This window comes from Frigoribacterium sp. AC759 (assembly GCF_979256015.1).
Genome location: NZ_CEEDMT010000001.1, coordinates 450,391 through 467,218, shown reverse-complemented (window position 1 = coordinate 467,218; position 16,828 = coordinate 450,391). Strand labels below are relative to the sequence as shown.

17 protein-coding genes are annotated in these 16,828 nt (G+C 71.5%); 9 read left to right on the top strand and 8 right to left on the bottom strand.

From position 1 onward, the window contains the following. Positions 1–6 precede the first annotated feature (6 nt). A complete protein-coding gene (locus tag ACZ6JE_RS02160) occupies positions 7–543 on the top strand; it encodes a GNAT family N-acetyltransferase (RefSeq protein ID WP_464318065.1) in 537 nt (178 codons plus the stop codon). Between the two features lie 55 nt (positions 544–598). On the opposite strand, the gene ACZ6JE_RS02155 is transcribed toward ACZ6JE_RS02160, so the two are convergent. Both ACZ6JE_RS02155 and ACZ6JE_RS02150 read right to left on the bottom strand, forming a co-directional pair. Continuing rightward, entirely contained in the window at positions 599–1,201 is a 603-nt protein-coding gene (locus tag ACZ6JE_RS02155; protein ID WP_192060126.1) for a histidine phosphatase family protein, read from the bottom strand. A 14-nt stretch (positions 1,202–1,215) separates the two neighbouring features. Further along, entirely contained in the window at positions 1,216–2,586 is a 1,371-nt protein-coding gene (locus ACZ6JE_RS02150) for a M16 family metallopeptidase (RefSeq protein WP_464318064.1), read from the bottom strand. 220 nt (positions 2,587–2,806) lie between these two features. Between ACZ6JE_RS02150 and ACZ6JE_RS02145 the strand changes: the two genes are divergently transcribed. Further along, entirely contained in the window at positions 2,807–3,421 is a 615-nt protein-coding gene (locus ACZ6JE_RS02145; protein WP_320478023.1) for a TetR/AcrR family transcriptional regulator, read from the top strand. 290 nt (positions 3,422–3,711) lie between these two features. Here ACZ6JE_RS02145 and ACZ6JE_RS02140 read toward each other — a convergent pair whose 3' ends face one another. The 4 genes from ACZ6JE_RS02140 to ACZ6JE_RS02125 form a co-directional block, all read right to left on the bottom strand. After that, positions 3,712–4,788, bottom strand: a complete 1,077-nt coding sequence (locus tag ACZ6JE_RS02140; RefSeq protein ID WP_464318063.1) for an aldo/keto reductase — start codon at positions 4,786–4,788, stop codon at positions 3,712–3,714. A 237-nt stretch (positions 4,789–5,025) separates the two neighbouring features. Then, positions 5,026–7,299 carry a polyribonucleotide nucleotidyltransferase gene (locus ACZ6JE_RS02135; RefSeq protein WP_192060123.1) on the bottom strand — a complete coding sequence of 758 codons (2,274 nt, stop codon included), beginning with the start codon at positions 7,297–7,299 and terminating at the stop codon, positions 5,026–5,028. Positions 7,300–7,685: 386 nt separating this feature from the next. Beyond that, positions 7,686–7,955 carry a 30S ribosomal protein S15 gene (gene rpsO, locus ACZ6JE_RS02130; RefSeq protein ID WP_192060122.1) on the bottom strand — a complete coding sequence of 90 codons (270 nt, stop codon included), beginning with the start codon at positions 7,953–7,955 and terminating at the stop codon, positions 7,686–7,688. Positions 7,956–8,048: 93 nt separating this feature from the next. Then, a complete protein-coding gene (locus ACZ6JE_RS02125) occupies positions 8,049–8,501 on the bottom strand; it encodes a VanZ family protein (protein ID WP_192060121.1) in 453 nt (150 codons plus the stop codon). Positions 8,502–8,651: 150 nt separating this feature from the next. Here ACZ6JE_RS02125 and ACZ6JE_RS02120 point away from each other — a divergent pair, with 150 nt between their 5' ends. Beyond that, the gene (locus ACZ6JE_RS02120; RefSeq protein WP_192060120.1) at positions 8,652–9,386 is read left to right on the top strand and encodes a M50 family metallopeptidase; all 735 of its coding nucleotides are present in this window, start codon (positions 8,652–8,654) and stop codon (positions 9,384–9,386) included. An 80-nt stretch (positions 9,387–9,466) separates the two neighbouring features. On the opposite strand, the gene ACZ6JE_RS02115 is transcribed toward ACZ6JE_RS02120, so the two are convergent. Continuing rightward, positions 9,467–10,006: an adenine phosphoribosyltransferase gene (locus ACZ6JE_RS02115; RefSeq protein WP_243213789.1), complete on the bottom strand. Its 540-nt coding sequence runs from the start codon at positions 10,004–10,006 to the stop codon at positions 9,467–9,469. A gap of 32 nt (positions 10,007–10,038) precedes the next feature. Here ACZ6JE_RS02115 and ACZ6JE_RS02110 point away from each other — a divergent pair, with 32 nt between their 5' ends. Beyond that, positions 10,039–10,644 (top strand): hypothetical protein, encoded by a 606-nt coding sequence (locus ACZ6JE_RS02110; RefSeq protein WP_320478757.1) that lies wholly within the window; start codon positions 10,039–10,041, stop codon positions 10,642–10,644. Between the two features lie 19 nt (positions 10,645–10,663). On the opposite strand, the gene ACZ6JE_RS02105 is transcribed toward ACZ6JE_RS02110, so the two are convergent. Beyond that, entirely contained in the window at positions 10,664–11,653 is a 990-nt protein-coding gene (locus ACZ6JE_RS02105) for a LacI family DNA-binding transcriptional regulator (RefSeq protein WP_464318062.1), read from the bottom strand. A gap of 228 nt (positions 11,654–11,881) precedes the next feature. Here ACZ6JE_RS02105 and ACZ6JE_RS02100 point away from each other — a divergent pair, with 228 nt between their 5' ends. From ACZ6JE_RS02100 to ACZ6JE_RS02080, 5 genes are all read left to right on the top strand, one after another. Beyond that, positions 11,882–12,706 (top strand): ABC transporter permease, encoded by an 825-nt coding sequence (locus tag ACZ6JE_RS02100; RefSeq protein ID WP_464318061.1) that lies wholly within the window; start codon positions 11,882–11,884, stop codon positions 12,704–12,706. Continuing rightward, positions 12,703–13,500, top strand: coding sequence for an ABC transporter permease (locus tag ACZ6JE_RS02095; protein WP_320478015.1), 798 nt, complete (start codon positions 12,703–12,705; stop codon positions 13,498–13,500). Before ACZ6JE_RS02100 ends, ACZ6JE_RS02095 begins: the two co-directional genes overlap by 4 nt. Further along, positions 13,497–14,507, top strand: a complete 1,011-nt coding sequence (locus ACZ6JE_RS02090; protein WP_464318060.1) for an ABC transporter ATP-binding protein — start codon at positions 13,497–13,499, stop codon at positions 14,505–14,507. Before ACZ6JE_RS02095 ends, ACZ6JE_RS02090 begins: the two co-directional genes overlap by 4 nt. Before the next feature lie 109 nt (positions 14,508–14,616). Next, on the top strand, positions 14,617–15,684 hold the full coding sequence (locus ACZ6JE_RS02085) for an extracellular solute-binding protein (RefSeq protein WP_464318059.1): 1,068 nt from the start codon (positions 14,617–14,619) through the stop codon (positions 15,682–15,684). Further along, positions 15,684–16,817: an adenosine deaminase family protein gene (locus ACZ6JE_RS02080; protein ID WP_464318176.1), complete on the top strand. Its 1,134-nt coding sequence runs from the start codon at positions 15,684–15,686 to the stop codon at positions 16,815–16,817. The genes ACZ6JE_RS02085 and ACZ6JE_RS02080 overlap by 1 nt, the downstream gene beginning before the upstream one ends. The last annotated feature ends 11 nt before the right edge of the window (positions 16,818–16,828 follow it).

Below are 16,828 nucleotides of genomic sequence, written 5' to 3'. Positions count from 1 at the left end.
CGGGGGATGCCTCGATTCCGCGAGATGCCCGTGAGCTCGACCCCCGCCTCCTCGTTGCTGTCGGAGTACTTCGACGAGCGGGCCGCGACGTTCCCGGTCGCGCAGGGCAGCTATCACACGGCCACGCCGGTCGACGCGACCTTCACTCCCCCGGCCGGCGTGTTCGTCGTGGCCGTCGCCGACGGGGCGGCCGACGCGAGCGTCCGCGACGCGGGAGGCGTCGGCGACGTCACACCCGACGGCGACGACGCGCTGGCCTGCGGCGGTGTCCGCCGACTCGAGCCGGGCGCCGACGGTCGGGTCCGCTACGAGGTCAAGCACCTCTTCGTGCGACCCGTCGCCCGCGGTCGGGGTCTCGGTCGTCTCGTGCTCGCCGAGCTCGAGCGCCGCGCGATGGACCTCGGCGCCGAGCAGCTCGTGCTCGACACGAACGACAGCCTGGAGGCGGCCGGCGGCCTCTACCGCGCAGCGGGCTACTCGCTGATCGAGCCGTACAACGACAACCCGAACGCGACCGCGTGGTACGGCAAGACCGCCCGCTGACCGGTCGGTCGAGCGATCGGACCGAGGGCTCTGACCGACCGCTCGGACCGTTCGGTCAGATCGACTGGTCGACGGGCAGGCCCGTCCGCAGCTCGACGGGCAGGTGCCCGAGGTCGTTGTGGGTGACCAGCTCGGGCGGCTTCGCCGAGCGCACGCGGATGATCGTCAGACCGGCATTGGCCTGGTTGACGCCCATCCAGCGCCAGGCCGGCGCCCCGAAGACCTCGCGGACGAACCAGCCGATGACGAAGTTGTGGGTGATCAGCAGATCGTGCCGGTCGTCGCGCGCGGGCGTCAGCCACTCGGAGACGGCGTCGGCCATCTGCGCCTGACCGGCTTCGATCTCGTCTTCGGTGACTCCGCCGAAGAACGGCTTGTACGCCGCCGGCATGTCGGGGGTCGGCCCCGACGGCACGCAGTCGAAGAGCAGCGTCGACGGCTGGGATTCGAGGGCGGGCAGTCGCTCGGTCATGATGCGCGCGGTCTCGGCCGCCCGCTCGAGGGGCGAATGCCAGGCCGCGTCGAACGGCACGCCGCCGAGCCGCTCGGCGATGAGTCGCGCCTGACGCTTGCCGCGCTCGGAGAGCGGACCGTCGGGCAGCCCGTGCTCGGCGTCCTGCTGTTCGCCGTGGCGCACGAGGTAGAGGTAGTGGGACACCGTCGTCTCCTGGTTCATCGGATGGAGGACGACGTCGGGACCGTCGCCGCTCGGGTGGGGAGCGTCGTCTCGTCGACCTCGCCGACGACCACGGTCGACAGCGGGCCCGAGCGCAGGGCGGCGGCCAGGTCGCGGACGTCGTCGGTCGGCACGGCCGCGAGTCGGGCCAGCGAGGCGTCGAGATCGACGAACTCGCCCATCGACAGCTCGGCGCGACCGAGGCGGTTCATCCGGGTGTCGCTGTCTTCGAGAGCGAGAGCCGCGGCGCCGCCCAGCTGACCGAGCGCACGGCGGTGCTCGTCGGCCGTGATGCCGTCGGTCGCGACCTCGTCGAGCTGCTCGAGCATCAGGCGGGCCACGTCGCCCGCGTTGGCCGGCGCGCACCCCGCGTAGAGGCCGAACAGACCGGCGTCGGAGTAGCTCGGGGCGAACGAATACACCGAGTAGGCCAGACCGCGGCGCTCTCGCACCTCTTGGAAGAGCCTCGAGGACATGCCGCCGCCGAGCACGGAGTTCAGCACGGCCATGGCCGAGCGGCGGTCGTCGGTCACCGGGAGGCCCGGGAAGCCGAGGAGGAGCGTCGTCTGCTCGAGGGGTCGGCGCACGATGACGAGGGGCTCGCCCTGCTGCGGGGCCGTCTCGGCGCCGGTCGCCGGACGACGGGGCACAGGAGGCGCGGTGACGGTGGACCAGTCGGACCGCCCGATCGCGGCCTGGAGACGCTCGACGAGGTGATCGTGGTCGACGGCGCCCGCGACCGTCACGACGAGGTCGCGCGGGCGGTACGTGCGGAGGTAGTGCCGGTGGACCTCGTCTCGTGAGGCCCTCCGGATGCTGTCGGGCGACCCGCCGATCGGTCGACCGAGCGAGTGGTCGCCGAAGACCGACTCGAAGAGACGCTCGCCCCCGACGTCGCTCGGGTCGTCGTCGGCCATCGCGAGCTCGTCGAGGATGACGCCGCGCTCGGTCTCGAACTCGAGGGGATCGAGGACCGACGAGGTCACCATGTCGGCGAGGGAGTCGACCGCGTCGTCGAGGTCGACGTCGCGGACCCTGGCGTAATAGCAGGTGCTCTCTTTGCCGGTGGCAGCGTTGTGCTCGCCCCCGACGGACTCGAAGGCCACGGCGATGTCGAGGGCCGACCGGGTGGGTGTGCCCTTGAAGAGCAGATGCTCGAGGAAGTGGGTCGACCCCCGGTCGCCGTCGCCCTCGTCACGGCTGCCGACGGCGACCCAGAAGCCGACCGTGGCGCTGCGGGCCCCGGGCATGCTCTCGCTGAGGATGCGCACCCCCGTGGGGAGCACCGTCCGCCGCACGAGCGAGCCGCCCGCCGCCTCGAAGGAGAGCTCGACCTCGTCGAGGGGCAGTGCGACCGGTCCGTTCATCGTGGTGAGCCTACCGCCCGCCCCTGACACCCGAATTGGGGGACGGAATGCGGACAAACAGACGGGTTGGTCTGTCCTCATCGGTGTTACAGTCGTCACACCGCAGTCGACCCGTCCCCCCACGAGAGACGGCTGCGGCGGCTGGTCGGACATCATCGCAAGGTCCGGAGCGCGCGTCCCCCACGCGGCTCTAAGCCGATATGTTCCAAGGAGCCACGCTGTGACGGTCGATTCCCCCCAACCGGCCGTCCAGCGTCTCCCTGGCCGACCCCGCGCCGACCAGAAGACGCCCGGCGCCCGCGCCCGCGTCCTCACGACCGCCGATCGCCTCTTCTACGACGAGGGCATCCGCGTCGTGGGCGTCGACCGCCTCATCGCCGAGTCGTCGGTCACGAAGGCGACCTTCTACAAGCACTTCGGCGCGAAGGACACCCTCGTACTCCAGTTCCTCGCCGTGCGGCACGATCGCGACGTGGCCGCTCTCGCCGAGACCGTGTCGTCCGCTCCCGACGGCGTCGCCGCCGTCCGCAGCTTCGTCGACGCCTTCGCGACCCGACTCCAGGAGCCCGGCTTCAGAGGCTCCGCCTACGCCAACGCGGCGGCCGAGTTCAGCGACCCGACCCACCCCGTCCGCGTCGCCATCAGCGAGCACCGCGAATGGCTCACCGACGCGCTCGTCGAGCTCTTCAAGAACGCCGGCCACCCGATGCCGGGCGATGCCGCCGACGACTTCCAGCTCGCACTCGACGGCGCCGAGGTCGGCGCCTACGCCGGGGACGCCATCGCCGCCTCCGCGTCGTTGCGCCGCACCGCGGACCGCCTGCTCGACGCCTGACGCGCGCCGCACCTCCTCGGCCCTCTGCGAGCCGCTCCCCCGCTCACGGCACGCGATCCCGCGCCTGACCGGAGGCGTGTGCAGATCGCGACCGTTTCGCCTCGCGAGGGGGCTCAGGGCGCTGCTGGTCGGTGTTTTCGGCACGATCGGTCGGGTTCGGCACGCCGGAGCGAGCCGCGCCGGTCGGGTTCGGCACACCGAAGCGCCTGGCGAGGGTTCGCCTCTGTGAGCCGACGCCGGAACCGCCGGTGCACCCCGGGAGCGGACCGTGCCCGAGGTGGGCGGTCGTCTTACGCGGAGACCCGATCGAGGTCGAGCACCTGGAGGCGCGTCAACTGCACGCGGACGGCCTGCGCCAGCTCGTACACCTGCTTCGCATTCGTCGCGCTCGCGACCGGGGCCACGACGTTGGGCTTCGTGAGCAGCCAGGCCAACGAGATCGCGGCGGTCGACACCTCGTGCACCGAGGCGATCCGGTCGAGCTCGTGCAGGATGCGCAGCCCGCGTTTGGTCAGCTGCTTCGCGAGATCAGGACGACGCTGCGACCCGGCGAAGTCGGCACGGGTGCGGTACTTGCCGGAGAGGAATCCGCTCGCCAGGGCGAAGCGCGGCATCACACCGAGACCCAGCTGACCGGCCACTCGGGCGAGACCCTTCTCGTACTCGCCGCGGTTGAGCAGGTTGTACTGGTTCTGGAGCGCGACCATCGGCGCGACCCCGAGCATTCCCGCGGCGATCCGGGCCTCGTAGAGCCGGTTGCCCGAATGATGGGAACCGCCGAAGTACCGGACCTTGCCGGCGCGGATCAGGTGGTCGACGGCGAGGAGGGTGCGCTCGAACGCCACCTCGGTGTCGTCGACGTGGAGGTACAGCAGATCGATGCGATCGGTGCCGAGGCGCTCGAGCGAGGCCTCGACGGCGCGCTCGATCGCCTTCGGCGTGAGACCCGGGTTGTCGGCGCTCTTGCCGACCTTCGTCGAGACGACCATGTCGTCACGCGATCGGCGATCGCGCATCCAGGAGCCGATCATGATCTCGCTGCGCCCCCCGGCGTACGAGTCGGCGGTGTCGACGAAGTTGCCGCCGAGATCGAAGTAGGTGTCGAGGACCGCGCGCGTCTCGGTCTGGTCGGCCGTCCAGCCGAAGACGTTCCCGCCGAGCGCGAGGGGGAACACCCGGAGATCGGACGTGCCGAGTCGACGGCGCGGCTGGATGATGCCCAGATCCACCGGAACGGTGGCCTGGTCCAACGCCGAGGCGTGCTGCGACCCCGGGCGGACGGCACCGGAGGGGACGGCTCGCGAGCGGACGGCCGCGTCGGGCTCGGCGGCGGCCGCCTGTGCGGTCGTGGCCGTCGAGTCGGTCACCGACAGTCCTCCTCCGCTGGCGCACCCTCACCCGTCTGAGCTGGACGGATGCCAGGGTCTGCGCCTCATCGTCAGAATACGACCCCGGCCCTCGTCGCGCGCGCCGCCGCACCGAATCGTTACGTGAAGAATCGTCCTATTCCGATTCGAGCCTGAGACGACTCCCTCGCCGGCCCGGAACGCCGACGAGCCCGCCGCGACACGAGGTCGCGACGGGCTCGTCGGTTCAGGCGGGTGCTACGCGTCGACCGACTCGTCGGTCGACGTCTCGGTGGCGCCGCTCGAGTCGGTGTCGGCCGACTCGGCGACGACCGGAGCGAGCGAGAGCTTGCCGCGGTCGTCCGTCTTCGTGATCTCGACCAGGATCTTCTGGCCGACTCCGAGCACGTCCTCGACGTTCTCGACGCGCTTGCCACCGGCGAGCTTGCGGACCTCGCTGATGTGCAGCAGGCCGTCCTTGCCGGGGAGGAGCGAGACGAAGGCACCGAACGACGCGATCTTGACGACGGTTCCGAGGAACTGCTCGCCGACCTCGGGGTTGGTGGGGTTCGCGATCGCGTTCACCTGGGCACGAGCAGCCTCGGCCGACGGGCCGTCGACGGCACCGATGTAGACGGTTCCGTCTTCTTCGATGCTGATGTCGGCGCCGGTGGTGTCCTGGATGGAGTTGATCGTCTTGCCCTTCGGGCCGATCAGCTCGCCGATCTTGTCCTGCGGGATCTGGACCGAGATCACGCGGGGCGCGGTCGGGGCCATCTCGTCGGGAGCGTCGATCGCGGAGTTCAGGACGCCGAGGATGGCGGTGCGCGCCTCCTTGGCCTGCTTCAGCGCGGCGTCGAGGACGGCGGTCGGCAGACCGTCGAGCTTCGTGTCGAGCTGGATGGCCGTGACGAACTCGGACGTGCCGGCGACCTTGAAGTCCATGTCGCCCAGGGCGTCTTCGGCGCCGAGGATGTCGGTCAGCGCCGCGTAGCGCGTCTGGCCGTCGACCTCGTCGGAGACGAGGCCCATGGCGATGCCGGCGACGGGGGCCTTGAGGGGCACACCGGCGTTCAGCAGCGACAGGGTCGAGGCGCAGACGGAGCCCATCGACGTCGAACCGTTCGAACCGAGGGCCTCGGACACCTGACGGATGGCGTAGGGGAACTCCTCGCGGCTCGGCAGCACCGGCACGAGGGCGCGCTCGGCCAGGAAGCCGTGCCCGATCTCGCGACGCTTCGGCGAACCGACGCGGCCGGTCTCACCGGTCGAGTAGGGCGGGAAGTTGTAGTGGTGCAGGTAGCGCTTCTTGGTGACCGGGCTCAGCGAGTCGATCTGCTGCTCCATTTTGAGCATGTTCAGCGTGGTGACGCCCATGATCTGGGTCTCGCCGCGCTGGAAGATGGCCGAGCCGTGCACGCGCGGGATGACCTGGACCTCGGCGTCGAGCGGGCGGATGTCGGCCAGGCCGCGCCCGTCCATGCGGATCTGCTCGGTGAGGATGCGGTCGCGGACGACCTTCTTCGTCGCCGACTTGTAGGCGGCGCCCACCTGGCCGTTGGCCGTCTCGGGCAGCTCGCCCGCGGCGACCTTGGCCGCGATGGCGTCCTTGACGGTCGCCTTGAGGGCGTCGTCGGCGTCCTGGCGCTCGATCTTGCCGGCGATCTTGTAGACCTCGGCGAGCTCGGTGCCCGCGGCGGCCGTGACGGCCTCGAGGACCTCGTCGGTGTAGGGCAGAAAGACCGGGTAGTCGGCGATCTCCTTGGCGGCCTGCGCGGCCATCGTGGCCTGGGCCTCGACGAGCTGCTTGAGGAACGGCTTGGCGGCTTCGAGACCCTGGGCGACGACGGCCTCGTCGGGCTTCGTCGCGCCGCCCTGGATGAGACCCCAGGCGTGCTCGGTGGCCTCGGCCTCGACCATCATGATCGCGACGTCGTCGTTGCCGGCGGCGTCGGTGACGACGCGACCCGCGACCGTGAGGTCGAAGACGGCGTCGGCCAGCTGCGAGGCCTTCGGGAAGGCGACCCACTGGTCGCCGATCAGCGCGAGGCGCACACCGGCGATGGGGCCGGAGAACGGCAGACCGGAGATCTGGGTGGAGGCGCTGGCCGCGTTGATCGCGAGAGCGTCGTAGAACTCGTCGGGAGCGATGCTGAGCACCGTGATGACGACCTGGACCTCGTTGCGGAGACCCTCGACGAACGAGGGACGCAGGGGCCGGTCGATGAGACGGCAGACGAGGATGGCCTCGGTCGAGGGGCGGCCCTCGCGACGGAAGAACGAGCCGGGGATCTTGCCCGCGGCGTACGAGCGCTCTTCGACGTCGATGGTCAGCGGGAAGAAGTCGAAGTTGTCTTTCGGCTTCTTGCTGGCGCTGGTGGCGGACAGCAGCATGGTGTCGTCGTCGAGGTAGGCGGCGACGGCTCCCTGGGCCTGCTGGGCGAGACGACCGGTCTCGAATCGGATGGTGCGCTTGCCGAACTTGCCGTTGTCGAGCACGGCTTCGCCGAACTTGATCTCTGGACCCTCCATGTGGGGGTTTCTCCTCTTTGTTTTGAATCGATGCCCCGTGTGGGCCTCGATGTCGTACCGGGAGCGGGCGGCGTGGGCGGCATGAGGACATGCACGTGCAGCAACGCGACGGAGGCGGTGGCACGTCTGGCCAACAGTGAAGACGGTCGGACCCCGCCTCCGATCGCGACTCGATGCGTCGATCGGGGCATTCCGCCTGCCACCACCGGTGACCAGCAGCCGTACCGGCCTGCTCCGAGCGCGATCCTAGCACCCGGGTGTGATCGCCTCACGGAGCCGGAGCGGGCGGCGCGCCCCGAGGACGCGGAACGACCCGAGGACGAAGAACGGCCCCCGTCCTGCTGAGCAGGACGGGGGCCGTCGTCGAGACGTTCGGAGCGCGAAGACTAGCGGCGCAGGCCGAGACGACCGATGAGCGTGCGGTAGCGCTCGATGTCGACCCGGGACAGGTAGCCCAGGAGTCGGCGGCGCTGACCCACGAGGAGCAGCAGACCACGACGCGAGTGGTGGTCGTGCTTGTGCTCTTTGAGGTGCTCGGTGAGGTCGAGGATGCGCTGCGTCATCATGGCGACCTGGACCTCGGGGGATCCGGTGTCGCCGGGGTGGGTCGCGTATTCTTCGATGATCCGGGTCTTGACGTCAGGTGCGAGTGCCATAGGTGGATCCCCTTTCAGTTCGTTGCGCGGTGCCCGTCACCGGATGTGCGAGCTCTCTTATTCCGCGGCCGTTCAGACGGCAACCTGAGGAGCCTACCAGACAGGGGCGGCGGACCGGGCGCCCGCGGGTCGACGCCGGCGGCGACGGGGCAGGGCCAGACCCACGAACACCGCGCCGATGACCGCGCCCAGCGTGTTCATGACCAGGTCTTGCGGGTCGGAGAACCGGGTGGCCGACAGATAGGCCGCCTGGTACCACTCGATGCCCACGGTCGCCGCGAAGCCGACCACGATGCCGACCCACCAGAACCGCCTGGGCAGCAGCAGCGCCGGGAACATGCCCATCGGCACGAACATGGCGACGTTCGCCGCGGCCTCGACCCGGGCGAAGGTGATCCACGACGTCTCGTCGTGCCGGGCGAAGAGATCGAGGGCGCGCCAGAGCAGCTCGGTCGTGCCGGGCCCGTAGACGCTGGGGCGCAGCGTCATCCACGCGACACCCGCCAGATAGACGAGGGTGAGCAGGAGGAGGACGGCACGACGCATGACTCCATGGTGACGGACGCGACCTGGGGATAGGGGCCGCGCCGGCGGAGTTCATCCTCCAGGACGACGCCGGGCGGGCGGGTGCGGGGCCGGCGACCCGAGGAGGTGCGGTGCCAGGGAGCCGCGCACCGCGCCTCCTAGGCTCGTCGCGTGGACCTCGTCGCCGAACTCTGGAGCCGCGTCAGCCTCGTGGCGCAGCCGCTCCCCCTCCCCTGGCTGCTCGCCGCCGTCGCCGCCGGCCTCGCCGCCGTGCTCGTGCCGGGCGCCTGGCACACCGTGCGGCACGCCGTGACCGTCGTGCACGAGGGCGGCCACGGACTCGCCGCGGTGCTCACGGGGCGGCGGCTGTCGGGGATCCGCCTGCACTCGGACACCTCGGGGCTGACCGTGTCGCGCGGGCCGCGCACCGGCCCCGGCATGGTGCTGACGCTGCTCGCGGGCTACACCGCGCCGGCGATCGCGTCGCTCGGCGCGGCCTGGCTGCTGTCGGCCGGCTACGCCGCCGGGCTGCTCTGGGCGCTCCTGCTGCTGCTGGCGCTGATGCTCGTGCAGATCCGCAACTGGTTCGGACTCTGGGTGGTGCTCGTCGGGGCGGCCATCGTCGTCGCCGTCACCTTCTTCGCCTCGGCGCCCTGGCAGAGCGCCTTCGGCGTCGCCCTGACGGCCGTGCTCGGCTTCGGCGCCCTGCGGACCTCGCTCGAGCTGCAGCGGAGTCGCCGCCGCTCGCGCACGACGGGGTCGGACGCGGACCAGCTGGCCGCCCTGACCCGCGTGCCCGGGGTCGTCTGGGTCGGCGTGTTCGTGATCGTCGCCCTGGTCTGCCTGGCCGGCTCGGCCGGGCTGATCTTCCCCCAGACGATCGAGCTGGCGCGCTCGCTCGGCTGAGCCGGGTCTCCGGCGGCTGAGTCGGGTCTCGGCCGCTCGGGTCAGGCCGGGCGGGTCGGGCCGGGCCGGGCCGGCGCGGATCAGGCCGGGGCGGAGCCGAGCGCGTGGACGGGGAGGCGCGGCGCCAGGCGGTCGCGCCCGCCGAGACCGTCCAGCTCGAGCAGCACGGCCAGCCCGACGACCTCGTACCCGGCGCGCTCGAGCAGCGTGACGGTCGCCTCGGCGGTGCCGCCGGTGGCCAGGACGTCGTCGACGACCAGCACCCGCGTGCCCTTCGGCAGCTGACTGGGGCGCAGCTCGAGGGTCGCCTCGCCGTACTCGAGGGCGTAGCTCTCGCTCAGCACCTCGCCGGGCAGCTTGCCCGCCTTGCGGACGGTGAGGACGCCGACGCCCTGCTCGATCGCGATGCCGCCGGCGAGTGCGAAGCCGCGGGCCTCGATGCCGGCGACCGCCTGGAACGACCCGTCGAACGGTTCGCTGAGGGCCGTGGTGACGGTCGCGAAGGCGTCGGCGTGGGAGAAGAGCGGGGTCACGTCGCGGAAGAGGATGCCCGGTTTCGGGAAGTCGGGGACGACGGCGATCAGGTCGTCGAGGAGGGCGGAGACGTCGGTGGTGGACATTCACACGAATGTACCGGGCGTAGCATCGCGCCATGAATGTGGGACAGTCCCCCCGCCTGCTGGGCCTCGTCGCCGCCGCCGTCGTCATCGCCGGCGGCGTCGCGATCGTCGTCGTCCAGTCCGGCCTGCCGAACCGGGTCTCGGGTGCGGACACCGCGCCTCCCTGGCCGGTTCCCGCCGTGGCCGATCGACCCGCCCGCGCGGCGGCGGCCGGTCTGACGAACGTCTGGGGCGAGGACCTCGCGATGCACGTGCACAGCCACCTGTCGATCACGGTCGACGGCGAGCCCGTCACCCTGCCCGGCGACATCGGCCACGACGCCGATACGAAGTTCGCGGCGCCGCTGCACACCCACGACACGACGGGCATCGTCCACGTCGAGTCGCCCCGGCGGGAGACCCTCGTGCTCGGGCAGCTCTTCACCGAGTGGGACGTCGACCTCGACGCGACGAGCATCGGCTCGCTGGGCGCGGACGACGGGTACGCGCTGACGACATTCGTCGGTGGTTCCCGCTACCCGGGCGACCCGGCGGGCATCCCCCTCGGCGACTTCGACGACATCGCTCTGGTGCTCGCGCCGACGGGCGAGACCGTCACCGCGCCTCCCGCCTTCGACTGGCCCGACGAGTACCGCTGACGCCCGCCGCCGCCCGGCCTCACCCGGGGCCGGGAGCGCCGGGCCAGCGGACCGGGACGGGGAGACGGAGCGGCGTCGCCTCGGCGGGCGCACCGGAGGCGATCGCCGCGATGAGTCGTGAGGCGGCGACACGGCCGAGGTGCTCGCCGTCGACGTCGATCGCGGGGACGCCCTGCAGACCGAGGGCGTCGACGACCATCCGCTCGGAGCTGACGACGGGCGCCGCGGCGACGCCTGCCCCTCCGCCGCGGAGGACGAACATCACGCCGAGGCCGATGGCCGTGGCGTAGGGCACGACGGCATCGGCGCCCGAGGCCATGACGTCGGCCGCCGCCCGCACGCCGGCCTCGAACGTCGCCGGGTACGGACCGTGCACGGTCAGCTCGGCCCGGCCCCGGGCGGCCTCGACGACCGCGGCCGTCCGCTGCAGGTTCTGCCACGAGCCGTCGGGGCCGCCGAGGTAGACGATGCGCCGGCGGCCCTCGTCGGCGAACCGCGAGACGAGCGATCCGAAGGCCGTGGCCGTGTCGGCGACCACCGAGGAGGCGCCGGTCACCTCCCGATCGACCAGCACGGTGGGCTTGTGGGCGATCGCCGCCCGCACGACGTCGTCGGGCCCGCGGGGCGCCACGACGATGAATCCGTCGACCTGGTGCGACAGGCGCTCGAACGCCGTGAGCTCGGCGACCCCGGCGAGGGGGTGCACGGCCACCGTGAGCTGCAGGTCGGCCTCGCCCGCCTCGGCCTGAGCCCCGGCGATGATGGGGGTGAAGAACGCGTTGTCGAGCGTGGGCACGACGACCGCGACGACGCCCGTGCGACCGCGGGCGAGCTGGCGGGCCGCGCGGTTGGGCACGAACCCGAGCTTCTGGGCCGCCGACAGCACCCTGGCCGCGGTCTCGGGGGCCACGAGCTCGGGGCGGCTCAGCACCCGCGAGGCGGTCGCCTTCGAGACCCCGGCGAGCGTCGCGACGTCGGCGAGCGTCGCCAGTCGCCCCGGGCCGCTCATCGCCCGCCCCCGCCGCTCGCGCGCCACCCCGTCGTCATGCCGTCAGCCTAGGGCGTCGGCTGAAACCGGTCTCGCAGGGTGCGTCGCGGGTTTTACACGTTGTTTACACGGACGGGACGGTTCGGGCGCCGCACGCCCCTAGGGTCGATGTAACCGGTTGCATCGCTCGAACGCCCGAGCGGCGAGCCTGACACCGGCCGCACCCGCCACACCGATCGGAGGCACCCCGTGACGTCCCGCAAACCCGCGCTGCTCCTGCTGCTGCCGGGTCTCCTCCTGCTCGTCGTGGGGTTCGCCGTGCCGTCCCTCGCGATGCTGTTCGCGCCTCCCGGGGTCACCGCCGTCGAGATCGTCGGTCGCCTCGGCGGGATGCTCACCGACCCCTACGATCTCCGCATCATCGGTCGCACGGTCGGGCTCGGCCTGATCGTCACGGCGATCTGCGTCTCGCTCGGTTTCCCGATCGCGTACCTGCTCACCCGCTCGACGTCGCGCTGGTCGGGCGTGCTGCTGGCCCTCGCGATCTTCCCCCTGCTGCTGAGCAACGTCGTCCGCACCTTCGGCTGGCTCGTGCTGCTCGGCAAGAACGGTGCCATCGGGCAGCTGCTGACCACCCTCGGACTCGTCGACGAGGCGCCGCAGCTGCTCTACACCGAGCTCGCCATCGTGCTCGGCCTGACGCAGCTCTTCCTGCCGCTCGCGATCATCTCGTGCTACTCGGCGGTGGCCCAGGTCGACCCCGGTCTCGACGACGCCGCGCGCGGTCTCGGCGCGAGCCGCATCCGCACCTTCTGGAGCATCGTCGTGCCGTTGTCCCTGCCGGGGGTCGTCGTCGCCGCGACCCTCGTCTTCGCCGGTTCGGTGACGGCGTACACGACGCCCTACCTGCTCGGGGGCTCCGGTCAGCGGATGCTCGCCACCCAGCTCTTCTCGTACTCGAGCGTCACGATCGACTGGGCCGGCGCCTCCGCCACCGCCCTGATCATGACCGTGCTCGTCTTCGCCGTCTCGGGGCTGTCGACCCTCGTCGCCCGGAAGGGAGCCACCTCGTGAAGACCCGCCGCCCCGTCGCCGGTTCGCTCGCCGTCGCCGGCTACGTCGTCATGATCGTTCCGATCCTGTTCGTCGTCGCCACCGCCTTCACCTCGGGCAGCACGCTGAGGTTCCCGCCGCAGGGCTTCTCGCTGCGCTGGTTCGAGGCCGCACTCGGATACGACCCGTTCGTCTCGGCGCTGCTGTCGAGCCTGCAGCTCGCCCTCGTCGCCACCGTGCTCGCGCTCGCCGTCGGCGTGCCCGCGACGCTGGCGATCCACCGCGGCCGACTGCCCGGCAAGGGGCTGGTCGAGGGGCTGTTCCTGTCGCCGCTGATCGTGCCCGAGCTCGTCGTCGGGCTCGCGCTCTACCAGCAGCTCGTGATCGGGTTCCGGCTCGACAACTTCCCGGTGCTGCTGATCGGGCACACCGTGCTGATGCTGCCCTACGCCGTGCGGGTGACCGGGGCCTCGCTCGCCCTCGCCGACCCGGCGCTCGAGGAGGCCGCCCGCGGTCTCGGCGCCTCGCCCCTCCGCGCCTTCTTCACCGTGACGCTGCCCCTGCTGCGACCCGGCATCTTCTCCGCCGCGCTGCTCAGCTTCGTCACGTCGTTCAACAACGTGCCGCTGTCGCTGCTGCTGCAGAGCCGCGACTTCCGCACCCTTCCCGTCACGATGCTCGACTACGTGCAGCAGAGCTACGACCCCATGGTCGCGGCGATGGCCACGCTGATCCTCGCGGGCACCGTCGTCATCGCCGTCATCGCCGAACGCACCGTCGGCTTCGCCAAGATCTTCGGAGGCATCAACAGATGAGCACCGCAGCAGAATTCGTCGCCGTGAGCCAGGTCTTCGGCGACTTCACCGCCGTCGACTCGATCGACCTCGCCATCTCCGAGGGCAGGCTCACCACGCTGCTCGGCCCGAGCGGCTGCGGCAAGACCACGAGCCTCCGCATGCTCGCCGGCTACTCGGCGCCGACGTCGGGCACGATCAGGATCGGCGGGGTCGACAGCACCCGCACCCCGCCCGAGAAGCGCGACCTCGGCATGGTGTTCCAGTCGTACGCGCTGTTCCCCCACCTGTCGGTCGCCGAGAACGTCGGGTACGGCCTCAAGCTGCGCGGCGTCGACACCGCTGAACGCCGTCGGCGCGTGATGGAGACCCTCGACCTCGTCGGGCTCGCGCACCTCGCGGGCAGCAAGCCGAAGAAGCTGTCCGGCGGTCAGCAGCAGCGCGTGGCGCTGGCCCGGGCCATCGCGATCCGCCCGAAGCTGCTGCTGCTCGACGAGCCGCTCTCGAACCTCGACGCCCGGCTGCGGGTGCAGATGCGGGCCGAGATCCGCCGCATCCAGGGCGAGACCGGTCTCACCGTCGTGCTCGTCACCCACGATCAGGACGAAGCGCTCGAGATGAGCGACGACATGGTGCTGATGCGCGCCGGTCGCATCATGCAGCAGGGCGCCCCGCAGCAGGTGTTCCCGAACCCCGCGAACCGCTTCGTCGCCGAGTTCCTCGGCTACGAGAACTTCGTCACGGCCGCCGACGGCACCTCGCTCGCCGTCCGGCCCGAGCACCTCGCGGTCACCCCCGGCGGCCCTGCAGGAGGCGCGGCGCACGACGGTCTGCAGCTCGCCGGCCGCGTCACCGACGTCGCGTACCGCGGGGTGGACGTCCTGGTGACCGTGCAGGCCGTCGACGCCGCCGGAGCGGACGTCCGACTCGTCTCCGACGTCCGCAGCACCGGGGTGGAGACGATCGCGATCGGCGACCCGGTGACCGTCTCGGCGCCGGTCGGGCGACTCGTCGCGGTCGCCGACTGACACCCGGGGCTGCGGGGCCGACCCGCGCCTCCTCGGCTCCCCCTCCCTCTGCTCTTCAGCGTTCCCCTCCCGACCGGTCTCACCGAGACCGCCCCGAAAGGACACGACCATGACCACCACCATCCGCACCCGCCTGGCGCTCGTCGCCGGCGTCGCCGTCACCACCCTCGTGCTCGCCGGCTGCTCGTCGAGCGGCGACGAGCCCGACGCGAACAGCATCACCGTCAGCACCTTCCCGTTCGGGGTGGAGGAGTTCCAGGAGGCGGTGATCGACCCGTTCACGGAGGAGACCGGCATCGAGGTCGTCGTCGACACCGGATCGAACTCCGACCGCCTGTCGCAGCTGCAGCTCGCCGGCGGCGAGCCCGAGGTCGACGTGATGCTGATCTCGGACTACTACGCGGCGCTCGGGCAGGAGGACGAGCTCTTCCAGCAGGTCGACGCCTCGGCCGTCCCGTCGCTCGACGAGATCGCCGACTTCGCGACGGAGGAGGAGTACGTCGGGCCGGCCTACAGCTACCAGCTGAACGGCACGATGTACTCGACCGACGAGCTGACCGCCGACGAGGCCGCCTCGTGGGGCCTCTACGGCGACGACGACCTGTCGGGCCGGGTCGCCCTGCCCGACATCTCGGTCACCGCCGGCCAGCTGATGGTCTCGGGCGTCGCCGACGAGTACGGCGACGGACCCTACGACATCGACGCCGCCCTCGAGCAGCTCGGCGAGTGGGCCCCCGGCGTGCTGCAGTTCTACAGCTCGTCGACCGAGGTCACGAACCTGCTGACCCAGGGCGAGATCGTCGCGGCCGACTCGCTGAGCGGGTTCGCGACCGACCTCGTCGCCTCGGGCGAGCCCGTCGCCTGGACCGCCCCCGAGACAGGGCGCTACATGGCGACCAACCGCGCGATGATCCCCACCGGCGCCGAGAACGTGGACGGCGCGAACCGCTTCATCGACTACCTGCTGTCGGAGGAGGCGCAGACCGCGTCCGCCGAGATCGTCGGCGACCTGCCCGTCAACCCGTCGGCCACGGTGCCCGACTCGATCGAGGCCGTCGTGGGCGACATCGCCGCCGACCCCGTCGCCGCCGGCTACTCGACCCTCGACCCCACCGAGCTGGTGCCGACCCGCTCGGAGTGGGTCGACCGCTTCGCCCGCGAGGTGACGTCGCGCTGATGGGTGAGACCGCACTGCCCGGACGCGACCTGCCCGGGGCCTACCTCGACCGGCTGCCGAAGACCGATCTGCACTGCCACCTGATCGGCACGGTGCGGGCCGGCACGTTCGCCGAGCTCGCCCGTCGCGAGGGGCTCGCCCTGCCGGCCGAGCCCGAGCGCATCTTCGCCGACATCAACTCGCTGCCGCCCGACCCGGCCCTGTACCGCGACACCCGCATCCCGGTGCCGCAGGGGCGGAGCGCCGACGAGCCCGAGGTGTCGTACTCGCTGTTCCAGGCGTCGAACTGGGTCGTCGAGGTGCTGCGCGATGCCGACGACCTGACGCGCATCGTCTACGAGGCCTTCGAGGACGCCCACCGCAGCAGCTCGACGCGTCATCTCGAGCTGTTCTTCGACGCGGTGCCGCCGCACCTGGAGTCGCTCGGGTACGCGGGCTCGGTCGAGGCGTACGCCGAGGGCATCCGGATGGCCGAGCGCGACTTCGGCATGACCGGGCGGATGATCCAGGGCATCGACCGCAGCCGGAGCGGCGAGCACGCGCTCGCCCTCGTGCGGCAGGTGGTCGACAACCCGCACGAGTACGTCGCGGGCATCGGTCTCGACAACCTCGAGACCTCGGGCCCGCCCGAGCGGTTCGTCGACGCCTACCGGCTCGCGGGCGAGGCCGGGCTCGGCCGGACGGCGCACTCGTCGGAGCACTCCCCCACGGCCGTCAACACCCTCACCTGCCTCGATCTGCTCGGCTGCGACCGCATCGACCACGGGTACTACGTGCTCGAGGACGACGACGTCGTGGCGCGGATGCGCGACGAGCAGGTGGCCTTCACCGTCGTCTCGACCACGTCGCGTCGCTCGTGGCGACCGTGGCGACGCGCCTCGATCGAGGCGATGCTCGCCGCGGGCCTGAACGTCGTGCCCGCGTCGGACGACCCGGGCATGTTCCCGACGACCCTCGCCGCCGAGTACCGCATCGTGCACGAGCAGATCGGCGCCACCGCCGACCAGGTGCGGGCCATGGCCCTCGCCGGGGTCGACGCGAGCTGGCTGCCCGCCGCCGAGAAGAAGACGCTGCGCGCGGACTTCGAGCGCGACATCGCCGCGCTCGACAGCGAGTTCGCGCTCGTCGGCTGACGAGGCGAGCG

Bases quoted from the DNA above. Each gene is read 5' to 3' on its own strand.
- ACZ6JE_RS02160 (WP_464318065.1), top strand. From the start codon at position 7: ATGCCTCGATTCCGCGAGATGCCCGTGAGCTCGACCCCCGCCTCCTCG.
- ACZ6JE_RS02150 (WP_464318064.1), bottom strand. From the start codon at position 2,586: ATGAACGGACCGGTCGCACTGCCCCTCGACGAGGTCGAGCTCTCCTTC.
- ACZ6JE_RS02135 (WP_192060123.1), bottom strand. From the start codon at position 7,299: ATGGAGGGTCCAGAGATCAAGTTCGGCGAAGCCGTGCTCGACAACGGC.
- rpsO (WP_192060122.1), bottom strand. From the start codon at position 7,955: ATGGCACTCGCACCTGACGTCAAGACCCGGATCATCGAAGAATACGCG.
- ACZ6JE_RS02125 (WP_192060121.1), bottom strand. From the start codon at position 8,501: ATGCGTCGTGCCGTCCTCCTCCTGCTCACCCTCGTCTATCTGGCGGGT.
- ACZ6JE_RS02115 (WP_243213789.1), bottom strand. From the start codon at position 10,006: ATGTCCACCACCGACGTCTCCGCCCTCCTCGACGACCTGATCGCCGTC.
- ACZ6JE_RS02110 (WP_320478757.1), top strand. From the start codon at position 10,039: ATGAATGTGGGACAGTCCCCCCGCCTGCTGGGCCTCGTCGCCGCCGCC.
- ACZ6JE_RS02105 (WP_464318062.1), bottom strand. From the start codon at position 11,653: ATGAGCGGCCCGGGGCGACTGGCGACGCTCGCCGACGTCGCGACGCTC.
- ACZ6JE_RS02090 (WP_464318060.1), top strand. From the start codon at position 13,497: ATGAGCACCGCAGCAGAATTCGTCGCCGTGAGCCAGGTCTTCGGCGAC.
- ACZ6JE_RS02085 (WP_464318059.1), top strand. From the start codon at position 14,617: ATGACCACCACCATCCGCACCCGCCTGGCGCTCGTCGCCGGCGTCGCC.
- ACZ6JE_RS02080 (WP_464318176.1), top strand. From the start codon at position 15,684: ATGGGTGAGACCGCACTGCCCGGACGCGACCTGCCCGGGGCCTACCTC.